Here is a 13,423-nt window from a genome sequence, read left to right as displayed (position 1 = left end):
CGCGCTCACCCGTTCGACGAACTTCGGCGGCGGCCCTTGCACGGCCCCGGCCGTCGTCGGCAGGGCCGCCAGGCAGGCCCGCAATTCACGGCGGCCGCTGGCGTGCCCTGTTTCCTCTTCCGTCTCCGCCGGCGCTCCATGATTTCCCATCGTGCCGTTCGGGTCCCGGACTGCAGCCACCCCCCATCGACGCCCGGGGTGACCAGGGACGGACTGCCTCTGCCGCGGTTACACCAGTTGCCGGATGCCGTACTGGACGGCGAGCTCCGCCGTACGGCACGCGTCGGCGTGCTCCATAGGGAGCGCCAGGGCACGAACGAGGGCTTGGACGCTGTCCGCGCTCGTGGTGCCTGCGGCGGCCGCTGCAGGTGAGGCCGACGGCCGTGCTCCAAGGTCAGGCCAGCCGCTTGCTCGACGAGAGTGGTGTCGATCCGGTGCCGGCGGCCATACCGGACTCCGCGGCGGCTGACTGGCTCCGGCGACACGGGCATGCGAACATCTGTGCTGACGTTGGATAGGTGCAACGAGGAGACGGCGGATGCGGCTGTTCGCGGGGCCCTGGGGCGAGCTTCGTGTGTTCGCGGACGAGGCTCTTCCGCCGACCGTGGCTGGCATCGCGGAGGTTCCCGCGCGGTTCGGCGGCAGGTTCAGGCCGGCACTACTGCGTTTCCCCCTGCGGCGGGCGTGGCCGGAGGTTCCGTACGTAGCGGTGTGGCCCAACGAAGGTACCCTGCCTGACCTGGCTGAGGACGCCGTGGAAGCGCCGGACGATCTGGCGGGCGTGGTGCTTGCCGAGCTCCTGCGGCACAAGTGCTTTGTCTGCGATGCTAGGTTCGAGGTGCTCCACTTTGAGGTGGCGATCCCTGTCCTGGGATGCAACCTCGCTCGGCACCGCATCGTGAGCGGGTGCCCGGCCTGCGGCAGCGACTTCGCAAGGTCCCGGATCGACGGCCTCGCCCTGCTACAGCTGTCTTGAAGAACACCACCGGGTTCGGGGGACGTTCCTCGATACCGTTGCGGGCTGCCCGCATGCAGGAAGCCAGTTTTAGTCTGCTCCTCGCGCACGCGGGGATGGCCCCGCGCTACGGGCCCTCCATATCGACCCGACGGCTGTTTCCCGGGTGTGTGGGGATGGCCTCGAACTGGTGGGTGGGGTGGATGCCGCAGGTGTCGGCTGTTGCCTCCCAGAGATCAGCCAGTAAGTGGCTGTGTCTGCGATGTTGGGCTGGCTGTGCTGCTGCCTGTCGTTTTCCATGACAATCGGGGTGGGAATGTTTCGTATGTCCGAATCGGTGAAAGTGCTCAAAAACTGCTTTGGCTGGCTGTAAAGGTGCAGGTCGCGGAGTCTGCTCCCCGCACGCGCGGGGATGGTCCGTACTACGAGATCGCTGCGCTGGACCTGCTGGCGGGTCCGACTCGGGCGTGTGAGACGCTGCCCGCCGCCCGGCGCCGCAGTGCCAATACCGAGAAGAGGGTGGCCCGGTGAGTGACTTCGACGCGATCGATTCCCTCCTCGCCGCTGTCGGTCCGGAAGCCGATCTTCCCTCGGCCCAGGTCCGCCAGGAGCTGCGGGAGCGGGCCCGGCTGTCCAAGGCCCAGGTCGCCCGGGCCCTCGGCGTGAGCCCGTCCACGGTGACCGGGTGGGAGAGCGGCCGGGGACCCGGCCGGCGAGACCCAGACCAAGTACGCCTACCTCCTGGACGGACTGGCCGCCAAGTTCGCCGCCGACACCGCCCAGGTCACGCCGTCTGCCGCCGAGCCGACCGCGGCACAGACCCCTGCCGCAGCCGAGACGCCTTCGGCTTCACCAGCGCCCGAAGCAGCCGGTGAGGGTGATGAGGTGGAGGCTCTCGCGGTGCCTGAGCCGTGTGTGCTGTGCGGGCATCCGGCCGGGACCCGGGTGGCGGGGTTCGCCCAGCACCTGGACCCTGCCGACTGCCAGCCCGCCGGTGCCGTGCCGCCCGCCCAGCCCGCTGCGACGCCTGCCTCGCCCGAGACCGCTCCGGCTGGGAAGCCGACAACGCCCACACCGCGTACGACGCGTCCTTCCGAGCGTTCCCAGGGGCCAGCCCGGCGTGCGTTCCAGGAGCCGTCCGGTCCGGTCGATCTGATCGGTCAGGCGGTCCAGGCCGCGCTCGCCGAGCACCACGGTGACGTCGAGGCAGCGACGGCCGCTCTGCTGAAGCGGGCGATCCCGGACGCGATGCGCTTGCTGGACGAGACTCGTAAGGGTGCCCGCTACGACGTGATTGCCCACCCTTGGATTCCCGACATCCTCAAGAAGCAGACCTCTCGCGGCGCGGATCAGATCTGGGAGGCCCGCCCGAAGTGGACCCGGGCCGAGCTGCCTCCCGGGAAGCATGAGGTGACGGCGCTCGACATCAACGGCGCCTACCTCTCCGCCCTCAAAACCCACCTCCCCCTCGGCCGGCTCGAGCACTCCGCAGGCCTCCCTCACGACCGCCGCCGCGCTGGCGTCCACCTCATCACCCCACCCGTATGGGAGCACGAGGATGTGCTGCCGAACCCGATCGGTCAGCGCGACGAGCCGGGGCCGCTGTGGGTCACCGAGCCGACCCTGCGCCTCCTGCTGCGCCTGTCCGGTCCGAAGTACGGCCTGTGCACGCCCCCCGAGATCCACGAGTCCTACACCTCCGGGGCGACGGAGAACCTGCTGGAGAAGTTCCGCATCGCCCTGAAGGACGCCCGCGACGCGGCGATCGCTGCCGGTGACGAGGTCACCTTGGAGTACGTGAAGGCGATGTACTCGAAGTTCGTCTCCACAATGGGTGAGTCGAATTACAACCGGGAGCTGTACCGTCCGGACTGGATGCACATCATCCGCTCGCAGGCATTCGCGAACCTTTGGCTGAAGGCGCTCAAGGCCCATGACGAGGGCCTGACCGTCGTCCGGGCGATGGGCACCGACGAACTCCACGTCATCGGGGACTGGCGTGGTGTCTTCCTTGAAGGCAGGGGCGTTACTGAGGTGAAGGTCAAGGACATCTACACCGCTGGGACCGACACCGTCGAGCACGTCGGAACGGAAGGGGAGGAGGGGTAGTGCCGGAGAAGAACATCGACTTCGGGAAGTTCGGGGCCCGGGGCATCAAGGGCAGCGACGCGGTCGCGCGCAAGCTCGACGAGCTCGCGGGAGGCATCGCCACCCCGGTGTCCGTCAAGCGCGGCTGGATAGCGCGTCTGCACTACCTGACGAAGTCGGGTAAGAGCCGCCAGGCCGCGAAGGAGGCCGGGCTGACGGTCACCGACCGGACACTGAAGGCGTGGCTGGAGGGCAAGCAGTCGCCGTCGAAGACGAACCTGGCCAGGATCGACACCGCCTACCGGGCGGTGCGCCGTCAGAACGTGGCCCGTCACCTTCTCAAGCGGCTGAACCGGGAGGGGCGCGGGACCCGGGTGGAGATCCACCCGCTGGATCAGTCGCAGGTCGCCCGGCCGTTGCAGCGGGTGGTGGAGTACCGGACGATGAACGTGCGCCGCTGGGACCGCATCGTCGGTTCCTGGGCGGCCGGCGATCATCAGGGCCTCGACGCTGCCTGGGATGACACGATCGTCGACCTGGGTTCCCAGTGGGGGCAGTACGAGTACGTCACCAATATTGGCTTCGCCGCGTAGTAGCTGATGCCAGGCGGGGATGCCACGGGCGTCCCCGCCTTCACCTTGGGTAGCCGTCGGCGAATTGAGGTGGTGGACGGTGATGCGGGCGTCGATGAACTGTCCTGCAGGGGCGTTCCGCATGAGGTGGTTCTTGGCTTTTTGATCGCCGGCGGGGATTCCGGCGAGTCCGATCTTCCCGACGTACATCACGCTCCAGCCGTATCGCTCCACCTCAGCGGTCCATTGGGGCGAGGGAGCGATCGTGCCGGTGTAGAACAGCCTCCCCTCAGGTTCACGACGGTCAGCTGCGCGATGCGGTCCGGCGGGAGTGCTGTAGGTAGCCAGCCACCGATCCGCGTGCGCGGGTGCCTGCCGCATCCGGCCGAAGGAGGAGAAGCCGCGGGCAAGGACGTGGCTGCCCCGCGCTACGCCCTGCGGATCACGCGATGGTCTGTTCGTTCGCCCACTGCCGGGCCGCGGCGAGGTCCGGGGCGGTCCCGGCGGGGACGTAGGTGAAGCCGTCCCACTGCTCCAAGGCCCTGGGCTGGTCGGGGCGGAGGTGGCCGGCGCCGCCGTGCAGCGGCCGGTGGCGCCGGTAGATGCCCAGCGGTGGGCGGCGGCGTTTGTTGTACGCCGTGAGCGGGTCGCCCGGATCAGCGCGGGGGACGGCGCGGGGCGGCTGGTTCGGCGGCCCGGACCGGGAGTGCTTGCCCATGAAAGCGATGCTCTCAGGCCGCGACTGTTGTCGGGTGGACTGCCGCGAGATCCGCCGCCCGGGTACGGACTTCCTCCACCGTGGCGGTGCGGTACGGGCGGCCGCCAGCAGGGTGTTCAGGCGGGAGGCAACGAGGGCGGAGCCGACGCGGGCGGCATCGGTCAGGGCTTGCTGGGCTGCGGCGGCGCCCTGCTCGGCGTCGCCTTCGTCGAACAGGGCGGCGGCCAGCCCGATCCGGTCCGTGACTTTCACCCGCTCGAAGCCGGGCTTGCGCAGGGTAAAGGCGTCGGTGACGTAGCGGCTCGCGGCCCTGGGGCGGTGTCCGGCCGCGGCGAGGTCGCGGGCTGCCACAGCGCGGGCGCCAGCGTGCTCGGCTGCGCCGAAGTACGCCACCCACTGCGGCACGTCGCCCAAGGGTCGGCCGGCATGTGGCTGTGTCTGGGCTGGCTGTGCTGTCCGTCGGATCTTCGTAGCAAGCGGGGGCAGGAATGTCCTGTATGTCCGAGTCGGTGAAAGTGTGCAGAAACAGCTTCGCCTGGCTGTAAAAGCGCAGGTCACGGAGTCTGCTCCCCGCGCACGCGGGGGTGGCCCCGACGGTCACCAGAAGAACGCTGGGATCGGAGCCTGCTCCCCGCACGCGCGGGGATGACCCCTCTCCGGGCTCGGGCTCGCGGTTCCAGTCGTCCTGCTCCCCGTGCTTCGGGGATGGACCCCGCCGGACGGGCCACCTGACGGCGACGGTGCACTGTTCCCTGCGCACGGGGGGATGGTCCCGGCACCCCCGTCTTCAACGCGGCCCGGCACTTCTGCTCCCCGCGCAGGCAGGGATGAACCCCCGTTCGGCGAGTGGATTGAGATCGACCTCAACTGCTCCCCGCACGCGGGGATGGACCCGGTGACGCGTCGGTGCCGGTGGCTGGCCAGAGCTGCTCCCCGCGCATGGGGGCGGGGATGGCCCCGAAGGTGAGGACTCCGCGGGTTTCCGCTGGGCCTGTTCCCCGCATGCGCGGGGATGGTCCCGCGGTGGCTCAGCTCCTGGGCGGCAGCGCGGACTGCTCCGCGTGCACGGGGGGATGGTCCGATCGCGGGGATCGAGCATGTCAAGGCCGGCTGTTCCCTGCGTGTGCGGGGATGGCCCTGCCCTCAATGACGGCTGGCGATGCGTCGCTATCGGGTGTGCGGGGTGCCTGTGGAGCCGGGCGGGGGATGTCACTGCTTGGTCATCTGGGGGTTGCTGCAGTGCACGTGTCGGTATGTGACGGCGGGGGCGGCTGAGGCGTGCTCGGCTGTGGAGCGGCGGCAGGGTTCGAGCGGCTTGATCTTCTTCCGGCAGGCGGGACACGTCTCCCCGCCCGGCGCGTAAGTGACGTACTCCCACTGACGTGCGTCGGCGTCCGCCGTCTGTGTGCGACTGCCCATCTCGTCATCCCCTTATGTGGTCCGAAGGAATCACCACGCTAGGAATAGCGGAGTCTCAACCCCCAGCCGATTGCACATGATTGCAAAGCGATCATCCGAGGTCCGCGATAGCCGCTGCGATCATCTTGCGGGCCTTCTGCCCATAGACCGCCATGTCGGCCAGCGTCGCGAAGGTCTCGGCGTACGTCGCAATCTCGCTGGGTTGTGTGATCGTGAGGTAGCCGGACACCAGCTCGACATTGACTTGGGCATTGTCGTAGATCCAGAAGTTCTCGACCGGTAGTTGTCGGCGCTGCTGGGCCACGGGGACCACGCCGAGGCTGACGTTCGGCAGACGGCTCACGCTGAGCAGATGTTCTAGCTGCGCCCCTTGCGTCTCCCCGGAGCTGAGCGTGTTCCTGAGTGCGGGCTCTTCGATCAAGAACGCGAAAAGGCGTTGTCCCTCGCGCATCACCCGCTGCCGCTCCATACGCGTTGCCACGGCATCGGCCACGTCATCAACCGGCACTCGTTGCTTCTGGATCGTCCGAAGCACGTCCTCGGTGTACTGGTAGGTCTGGAGGAGTCCGGGAAGCGCCCAAGAGCAGTACGAACGGAACCGGCGCGTGCGTTGGTACAGCGGGAGGCGTTCCACCTGGGACCGTCGCAGCCCCGCACGCTCCAGCCGGCGCCACGACAGCCATGTGCCCTCAACGGCCCGCAGGGAGGCGATCAGGTCGTCTGCCTGATCCTCAGCGTCGCACGCCTGACACCAAGCGCGAATGTCATCGGCGCTGGGCTGTGTCTTCGCGGTCGAGATCCGGGAGACCTTGGACGGGTGCCAGCCGCACAGCGCGGCAAGGTCTTTGCCGTCCATCCCGGCGTCCTTGACCAACTCGCGAAGGCGGTCGGCAAGGACTTGCCGGGCTTGCTGGACGCTTGATGATCCTGATACCGACATGGCGCGCTAGACCGGCTTGTACTCCTCGTGGGGCGTGGCCCGCTTCCAGACCGCCTCAAAAGCTTCCGTGCACCACGCTGCGAGCGCGCCGTCAGTGACATACTCACGCTCCATGAGTACGCCATCCCCGCTGAAGTGGTGGAGCAGCACCAGCTCGCCGTCGAAGACCCAGAAGTCGACGGCAGGGACGGCCAGATCCTTGGCATGGCGCCGGGGGAGCCAGCGGACCTGTTCGCCGGCGGCGACGTTGGTCACGGCGTAGGCGTACTCCCAGCGCACGTACTCACTCAGCGGCTCGGAGACGACGCGGGCACGGCGGACGGTCACGCCTCGGGACACGGCAGCGTGTACGGCATCGTGCCAGCCCTCCCACCAGTCCGCCCGGTTGTCCGGCGTGAACTCGCGGCGGCCTTCTCGCCATGCGAGGAAGTCCGGGTCCTCACTGTGGTAGTGGTCGCGGACTTCCAGGTGGATCGCAGACCGCTGGGCCTGGGGCAAGGACTCACGTGCCGGGGGCTTCATCGGCGGCGTCTCCGTCCGGTCGGGGGATGTACTGAAGCATGACCTTCGGCAGCCGGATGACCGTCTCGTGATCCGGAACGTCCGTACCGTGACCGGGGATCGAGCCGATCTCCTTGCACGCCTTCAGCTCCTCCTCGGTGGCCCGATAGGACTGGATCAGCAGGTCTCCGCTGTCCTGGTCTACCCAGATCGTGGGCGAGTCGTCCTTACCGGTGTTCGGGATGATCCCAAGGAACCGCAGCTTCATTCCTACCCGCTCCCTGTGTCGACGGGATTGCGACCGATTGCATGACCATCACCCCGCCAGCCGAGCCCGTCAAGGGTGTTTGTTGGCCAGAGACTTGCGGAGCGGCGCCTCTTGCTTGGGGCTGGGTACGCGGCGAATGATCGACTTGGTGCGAGAGAAGCCCTCGGACGCGTACGCCGACGGGCCTGCCGGCCAGAGTGCTCCTTGCGGCGCGCGGGGATGGCCCTCCCAGGGGCATGCCTTGTAGTACTCATCGACTATTCCCCGTGCGCCTTGCTTTGCTCTGAAATCTTCTGTGTTCCTGTTATGTCTGGTTCGGTGGAAGTGCTTGAGAGCCGCTGAGGTAGCCGGTAGAAGTGCAGGTCAGGCTTTCCCTGCGCGCGTGGGGATGGTCCCAGCCACACCAACCTGGCTGACGCCCTCCAGCACTGCTCCCCGCACGCGCGGGGGCGGTCCCTCCTACGACTTCTACGAGATCTCGCCCGCAGAGCCGCTCCCCGCGTGTGGGGCTGAACCCTTCGAGCGCGTCGTGCCGACCTTCCGGCTTGCCTGCTCCCCGCACGCGCGGGGATGAACCCAGCTTCTTCTTCAGTGCCGTCAGATGGAGTTGCTGCTTCCCGTGCCCACGGGGATGGTCTCGAACTGGTGAGTGGGGTGGGTGTCGATTGTTGTCTCCCAGGGATCGGCCGGCATGTGGCGGTGTCTGGGATGCTGGGCTGGCTGTGCTGCTGTCTGTCGGTTCTTCATGGCAAGCGAGGGCGGGAATGTTCCGTATGTCTGAGTCGGTGGAAGTGCTCAGAAACGGCTTCGGCTGGCTGTGAAGGTGCAGGTCACGGAGCCTGCTCCCCGCGCACACGGGGATGACCCCAGGCCCTGACCTGCGAAAACTATCTATCCACACTGCTCCCCGCGCACGCGGGGATGACCCCGATTTCCAGCGCACGACCGAGCAGCCACTGGGCTGCTCCCCGCGCACGCGGGGATGACCCCCAGGCCCAGACCGAGCCCCAGGGTCACGACCCCTGCTCCTCGCATGCGGGGGATGGACCCGGCACCGACTCCGCGTCAGCCGCCCTGCGGCCGGCTCCCCCGCGTGTGGGGGAGGCCCTCCCGGTCGGAGTCAGATGAGCGCTGATGCAGGCTGTTTCCCGCGCGTGTGGGGTTGGCCCGGTCGTGCTGGGGCCGGTGTTCGCCGGCATAGCCTGTTTCCTGCGTGTGCGGGATGGTCTCTGCCTGGCTGGCTTCGTTTCGGGGGGTGGAAGGCTGGCACGGTCATGCCCCTGTGCGGGTGGCTGGGTGGGTCGTCTGGGGTGGTGTGGTGCGTCATAATCGGGGTATGGCTTCCATGCCCCCGTTCGATGCGGTGTCCGCGCTTGAGGTGCTGCGTGCCCGGTATGCCGGTCAGCTGCCCGCGAGTCTGGATGATCTGGCTGGTCCTGTGCGGGGCAGGGTTGATCTGCCGTTGCATGTGGTGTGGTCGGGGGTGCGGTCTTTCGACCTGGACCGGCCCCGGCTGCGGATGAGCCTGTACCGTACGGTCCTCGCCGAAGGACTGCGCCAGGACGTGGTCACTTACCTCAACCGTGACCTGTTGCTTGACCAGTGGCCGGTGCTGCGGACCCTGATCAGCCGCCCGCTTCGTGAGGTGTGGGAAGCCCGTTTCCCCGAACTCACCGACCGTGCTGCGGCTGCTGCATGAACCTGGACGATCTGCACCGCCGTCTGCTGGCCGACGTCCTTGCCATCGGCATGTCCTACCCCCTGGTCATCACCGGCGGCTACGCCGTCCAGGCCCACGGGCTGGTCGACCGCATCAGCCAGGACCTCGACGTGGCCACCGAGAATCCCGCTCCTATGGGCGAGATCGTCCGTACTCTCAGTGACGGCCTCATCCAGCGTGGCTGGGTCGTAGCCCAGGTGCGGTCGGATCCCCTGTCCGGACGCCTCATCGCCACCGACCCCTCCACCGGTGCCCAGTGCGAGGTCGACATTCTCAAGGAAGCGTTCTGGGCTCCGCCCCGCACGACGGAGTACGGCCCGGTCCTGGCACTCGACGATGTCATCGGTACCAAAGTCCGTGCCCTGGCCGATCGCGGTGCCGCCCGTGACCTCATCGACGTCCACGCCGCCTCCCGTCACCGCACCGTCGCCGACTTGGAAACCCTCGGCCGCCGCCACGCCCGCTTCGAATTCAGCCTCCAGGATCTGCGTGACCGCCTGGCCGGCGCCGACTGGCTGGACGACGAGGAATTCGCCGCTTACGGCTTCACCGAGGCCCAGACCGCTGAACTGCGCACCTGGGCGCTCGCATGGGCCACTGAGCTGGACGCCCGTCTGCACGTTGATGAAGAACCCGACGAACAGGCCTGACAGGCTGTCCCGCCGCCCTATGCAGAGGAGTTCCTTGGCATGGGGCGCACTGCTCCCCGCGTATGCGGGGATCCCCCCGGCCTTCGATGCCACGGAGGCGTTCACCGACTGCTCCCCGCGCACGTGGGGATGGACCCGGTGCAAGATCACAAGGCCGAACGCCCGCCGACTGCTCCCCGCGCTCGGGGGTGGCCCCATCGCGCAGATGGTGGCTCTCAAGGCAGTTGGCTGTTCCTCGGGCTCGCGGGGATGAACCCGAGAGGAAGAAGCCCGCGTGGCCGCTGCTGAACTGCTGCCTGCGCGTGCGGGGATGGTCCCAGGGCATGCTTGACGTTCTCGGCTCTGGTGATCTGTTCCTTGCGCGTGTGGGGATGGTTCCCGTTGGGGGAGAGTGAGGAAGTGTCTGGCTACTGAGGTTTCTGCTCGGGGTGATGACGGTGCTTGTGGTGGGTGCGTGAGAATTGGTCCGTGATCTACGACGACGGCCGCCTGCGGGGCATGTTGCGCGAGCTGGACGACCCGCAGGCCATCGATTCCCCGGGTGGCGACGCGAGACAAGCGGCTTCCTGCCTGTTCGAGCGGCTCGTCCGGCTGCTCGAAGAGCGGTTCCAGTGCTTCTGCGAAGTCGATCGTGAAGTGCAGGATGCCTCCTTCCACGGCGCTATCGTTCTGCCCTCCACGGCCGTGCAGAGCGGGGAACAGATGATTGTCCGCCTCAGCAATTTCGGCTCCTTGATCACGGCGGGTGCCGGCGGCCTCGCACGGGGTGGCGTCCAGGCTGTCGAGCGGCTGCGTGAGGAGGACCTGGACCAGATCGCAGCCATCTCGGCTGAACTCGGCTGCATCTATGTCCCCGGGCACGTGCTGAGAGAGCGGTACGACGGGGGGAACCTGGAGGACTGGCAGACCATGTGGTGGCACCGCTACTTCGACTACATGTGAACCACTTCGGCCGGGCAACCGTGTCCCCGCAGGCACAGTGCGGCAGATGCCACGGAAGTCTTCCCAGGGCTGATGGTTGCGGGAATGTTCTGTATGCCCGAGTCGGTGGAAGTGTTCAAAAGCGGCTTCGTCTGGCTGTAAAGGTGCAGGTCACGGAGTCTGCTCCCCGCGCACGCGGGGATGAACCATCTGAGGAGAATTCCTCCAGAACCTGACGCCTCTGCTCCCCGCGCACGCGGGGATGAACCCGACGCCGGCGAGCGGCGCGAACGCCTGCATGCCTGCTCCCCGCGCACGGGGGGTTGGCCCCGAGCCCGTTACCCTGGAACGTCTCCCGCCGCTCTGTTCCCCGCGTATGCGGGGATGGTTCCGGCGCCTGCCTCTCGGCCGTCTCAAGCGCGGCTGTTCCCCGTACGCGCGGGGATGGTCCCAGTGCGTTCGCCCGTGAGGCGTCCGAGTAGCGTGTGCGGGGGTGGTCTCCCGGGCCGGACGTGAGATGGCGGCCGGCGGCTGTGCACGCGCGGGGGATAGTCCCAAGGACGCCTACTCGGCCGTGGCCGTCACGGTCTGCTCCCCGCGCGTGCGGGGATGGCCCCGGCATCGGGACCGACACCTCACAGGTGAAGGACTGCTCCCCACGCACGCGGGGATGGACCTGGCTCCGCCTACCGGTACAAAGGTGACATCTCCTGCTCCTCGCGTGTGTGGGGATGGTTCCTGGGCACCAGATCACCCCCGGGAGCAGGCCGGCCTGCTCCCCGTGCGTGTGGGGCTGGGCCCGGGTGGTCCCGGGCCGCAGTGTTCATGGTGTCTTGTTCTGGGGCTGTCGTTCCCGGGTGGCTCCGGCCCTTTGCCTGGCACCATCGTTGTCCGGTACCTGGTCCAGCCCGGTATCAGCGGGTCGTCTTCCAGGTTGGAGATCGCCACGCCGTCGGGGCTGCCCGGCCGGGCCGTGATCCAGGTTCAGCTCCCGGGGCGGTCTCCGTCACCCGGTGTCCGGATCCCCACCGGGACTTCACCCGGACCAGGCCGCCGCACCGGCCCGCTGCCCGGGCAGTGAGATCGTCCACGGGCCCGTAAGGCGGCGGCTCCGTGAAGGGACGCGCCCCGTGATATCGGCTGCGATATCGTGAACCGCGTGAGTAGCCGACGCCTGGAGGGCCCGTGAGCACCAGTCAGCCGTGGACCATCGACAGCATCGCCCACGCCCTGCCCCACCCCGAGCTGCGCGCCACGTTCATGCGAGAAGCGTCCTTCACGGAGGTCGGGGAGCTGCCTGCGATCCTCGACCGGTGGGTGCGGTTCATTGAGGAGTTCGAAGCTGGCCGGGACCGTCTCGAGTATCTCCGGGCAGCGGTGCGCGAGAACGGCCGTCTCCCCGAGACCTATACGGCCGGTCTCGTCGACGTGAGCGAGGACGAGCTCCGCGCCGCCGCCGGCCACGGCAGCCGGGGTGCCGCGTGACCTACGGGCTCCACATCGACCCGAGCCTCCACGCCACCTACAAAAGCCTCCCTGACGGAGCACGACGCGACCTCGCCGTCTGCCTTCTCGACGCCCTCGCCGACCCCATCGGCGCCTCCACCCCCTACGGCATCTTCCGCACTATCGCCCACGGCCACACCGCCGGCGTCATTCTCATCGGCAACGACACCATCACCCTCGTCCAGATCAACTACGTCGGCTGAGAAGACACAACACCCCCCGCCCGGGATCAGGGCGGGAGCTTGAACGCTTCTGCCCAGCGCCAGGACCTGATCGCGACGACCCGGCCACCCGCATCCCGCAGCGCCGACGTGTCCCGGTCGTTGTTCCACACGTAAGCCCGTGACCCCCAGTACACGTCGGACGCCGTGTCCCGCCCCGTACTCGTTAGGCCCGCACGGACTTACCGGCTCCCAGCTTCAGGCGGAAGCGGCACGCGCACCGGCTGCTGTCCTCGACCGTGTCGACGCGCTGCTCCCCGCCTACGCGGGGATGGACCCCGCGCCTGTTCCGGGGTATACCGCCACGGTCGCTGCTCCCGGCGCACGCAGGGATGAGCCCCGCCCAAGAAGTCAGGCTCAAGCCGGTCACACCTGTTCCCCGCGCACGTGGGGATGGTCCCATCAACAAGCAGAAGAACCAGGAGCGCAAGCGCTGCTCCCCGCATGCGCGGGGATGGCCCCGACACGTCGACCGCCCGGGTCGTCGTCCACCCCTGCTCCCCGCACGCGCGGGGGATGACCCTGCGAGCCCGTCGGATTTCCAGCGGGTGAGTGAGCTGCTCCTCGCGCTCGCGGGGATGGTCCCGACGACAACGGCCAGGGCTTGGGCGAGCTGGGCTGTTCCCCGCGCACGCGGGGATGGAGCCACGCCGCGGTACCGCGCTGACTGGGTTTGAGACTGCTCTCCGCACGTGCGGGGATGGCCCCAGCCGCTCCAGGGTGGGCAGCACCTCCGAGAACTGCTCCCCGCACGCGCGGGGATGGCCCCTACCCCATCTCCACCAAACCGCTGCTCCTGTTCTGCTCCCCGCGCGTGTGGGGATGGTCCCACCGCGGTCGGCATCATCTTGCGGTTCTTTGCCTGCTTCCCGCGTACGCGGGAAGGGCCCCGCCCCCTCCAGCGCGCGGTCCAGGCTGTCCCCCTGCTCCCCGCGCGTGCGGGG

General features: G+C 68.3%; 12 protein-coding genes and 1 pseudogene. 8 read left to right on the top strand and 5 right to left on the bottom strand.

Annotated elements, in window-relative coordinates; genetic code table 11:
• Positions 1-538 precede the first annotated feature (538 nt).
• From RM609_RS31915 to RM609_RS31900, 3 genes and pseudogenes are all read left to right on the top strand, one after another.
• Positions 539-976, top strand: coding sequence for a hypothetical protein (locus RM609_RS31915; protein WP_311615724.1), 438 nt, complete (start codon positions 539-541; stop codon positions 974-976).
• A 506-nt stretch (positions 977-1,482) separates the two neighbouring features.
• Positions 1,483-3,064, top strand: a pseudogene (locus RM609_RS31905) (helix-turn-helix domain-containing protein).
• A complete protein-coding gene (locus RM609_RS31900) occupies positions 3,064-3,636 on the top strand; it encodes a transcriptional regulator (RefSeq protein ID WP_311615722.1) in 573 nt (190 codons plus the stop codon). Before RM609_RS31905 ends, RM609_RS31900 begins: the two are co-directional and overlap by 1 nt.
• Positions 3,637-4,057: 421 nt before the next feature.
• Here RM609_RS31900 and RM609_RS31895 read toward each other — a convergent pair whose 3' ends face one another.
• From RM609_RS31895 to RM609_RS31875, 5 genes are all read right to left on the bottom strand, one after another.
• Positions 4,058-4,738 (bottom strand): DUF6087 family protein, encoded by a 681-nt coding sequence (locus tag RM609_RS31895; protein ID WP_311615720.1) that lies wholly within the window; start codon positions 4,736-4,738, stop codon positions 4,058-4,060.
• Positions 4,739-5,542: 804 nt separating this feature from the next.
• Complete coding sequence (locus RM609_RS31890; protein ID WP_311615718.1) at positions 5,543-5,752, bottom strand: hypothetical protein; 210 nt, start codon at positions 5,750-5,752, stop codon at positions 5,543-5,545.
• 91 nt (positions 5,753-5,843) lie between these two features.
• On the bottom strand, positions 5,844-6,692 hold the full coding sequence (locus RM609_RS31885; RefSeq protein ID WP_311615716.1) for a helix-turn-helix domain-containing protein: 849 nt from the start codon (positions 6,690-6,692) through the stop codon (positions 5,844-5,846).
• Positions 6,693-6,698: 6 nt separating this feature from the next.
• Positions 6,699-7,214: a DUF6879 family protein gene (locus RM609_RS31880; protein WP_311615713.1), complete on the bottom strand. Its 516-nt coding sequence runs from the start codon at positions 7,212-7,214 to the stop codon at positions 6,699-6,701.
• Positions 7,195-7,461 (bottom strand): hypothetical protein, encoded by a 267-nt coding sequence (locus RM609_RS31875; RefSeq protein WP_311615711.1) that lies wholly within the window; start codon positions 7,459-7,461, stop codon positions 7,195-7,197. Before RM609_RS31875 ends, RM609_RS31880 begins: the two co-directional genes overlap by 20 nt.
• Before the next feature lie 1,336 nt (positions 7,462-8,797).
• Here RM609_RS31875 and RM609_RS31870 point away from each other — a divergent pair.
• The 5 genes from RM609_RS31870 (at position 8,798) to RM609_RS31850 (ending at position 12,461) form a co-directional block, all read left to right on the top strand.
• Positions 8,798-9,160 (top strand): hypothetical protein, encoded by a 363-nt coding sequence (locus RM609_RS31870; protein ID WP_438828588.1) that lies wholly within the window; start codon positions 8,798-8,800, stop codon positions 9,158-9,160.
• Positions 9,157-9,831, top strand: coding sequence for a nucleotidyl transferase AbiEii/AbiGii toxin family protein (locus tag RM609_RS31865; RefSeq protein ID WP_311615709.1), 675 nt, complete (start codon positions 9,157-9,159; stop codon positions 9,829-9,831). Before RM609_RS31870 ends, RM609_RS31865 begins: the two co-directional genes overlap by 4 nt.
• Positions 9,832-10,299: 468 nt before the next feature.
• On the top strand, positions 10,300-10,773 hold the full coding sequence (locus RM609_RS31860) for a hypothetical protein (RefSeq protein ID WP_311615707.1): 474 nt from the start codon (positions 10,300-10,302) through the stop codon (positions 10,771-10,773).
• A 1,164-nt stretch (positions 10,774-11,937) separates the two neighbouring features.
• Complete coding sequence (locus tag RM609_RS31855; RefSeq protein ID WP_311615705.1) at positions 11,938-12,237, top strand: hypothetical protein; 300 nt, start codon at positions 11,938-11,940, stop codon at positions 12,235-12,237.
• The gene (locus RM609_RS31850; RefSeq protein ID WP_311615703.1) at positions 12,234-12,461 is read left to right on the top strand and encodes a hypothetical protein; all 228 of its coding nucleotides are present in this window, start codon (positions 12,234-12,236) and stop codon (positions 12,459-12,461) included. The genes RM609_RS31855 and RM609_RS31850 overlap by 4 nt, the downstream gene beginning before the upstream one ends.
• Positions 12,462-13,423: the final 962 nt, after the last annotated feature.

The organism is Streptomyces hesseae (assembly GCF_031845785.1).
In the GTDB taxonomy this organism is placed as follows: Bacteria; Actinomycetota; Actinomycetes; order Streptomycetales; family Streptomycetaceae; genus Streptomyces; species Streptomyces hesseae.
Note: the sequence above shows the minus strand (reverse complement) of the source record. Positions and strands in the feature narration are given on the sequence as shown.

Coding starts and splice junctions, on each gene's coding strand:
- RM609_RS31915 (WP_311615724.1), top strand. CDS start 539: ATGCGGCTGTTCGCGGGGCCCTGGGGCGAGCTTCGTGTGTTCGCGGAC.
- RM609_RS31890 (WP_311615718.1), bottom strand. CDS start 5,752: ATGGGCAGTCGCACACAGACGGCGGACGCCGACGCACGTCAGTGGGAG.
- RM609_RS31885 (WP_311615716.1), bottom strand. CDS start 6,692: ATGTCGGTATCAGGATCATCAAGCGTCCAGCAAGCCCGGCAAGTCCTT.
- RM609_RS31880 (WP_311615713.1), bottom strand. CDS start 7,214: ATGAAGCCCCCGGCACGTGAGTCCTTGCCCCAGGCCCAGCGGTCTGCG.
- RM609_RS31875 (WP_311615711.1), bottom strand. CDS start 7,461: ATGAAGCTGCGGTTCCTTGGGATCATCCCGAACACCGGTAAGGACGAC.
- RM609_RS31870 (WP_438828588.1), top strand. CDS start 8,798: ATGGCTTCCATGCCCCCGTTCGATGCGGTGTCCGCGCTTGAGGTGCTG.
- RM609_RS31865 (WP_311615709.1), top strand. CDS start 9,157: ATGAACCTGGACGATCTGCACCGCCGTCTGCTGGCCGACGTCCTTGCC.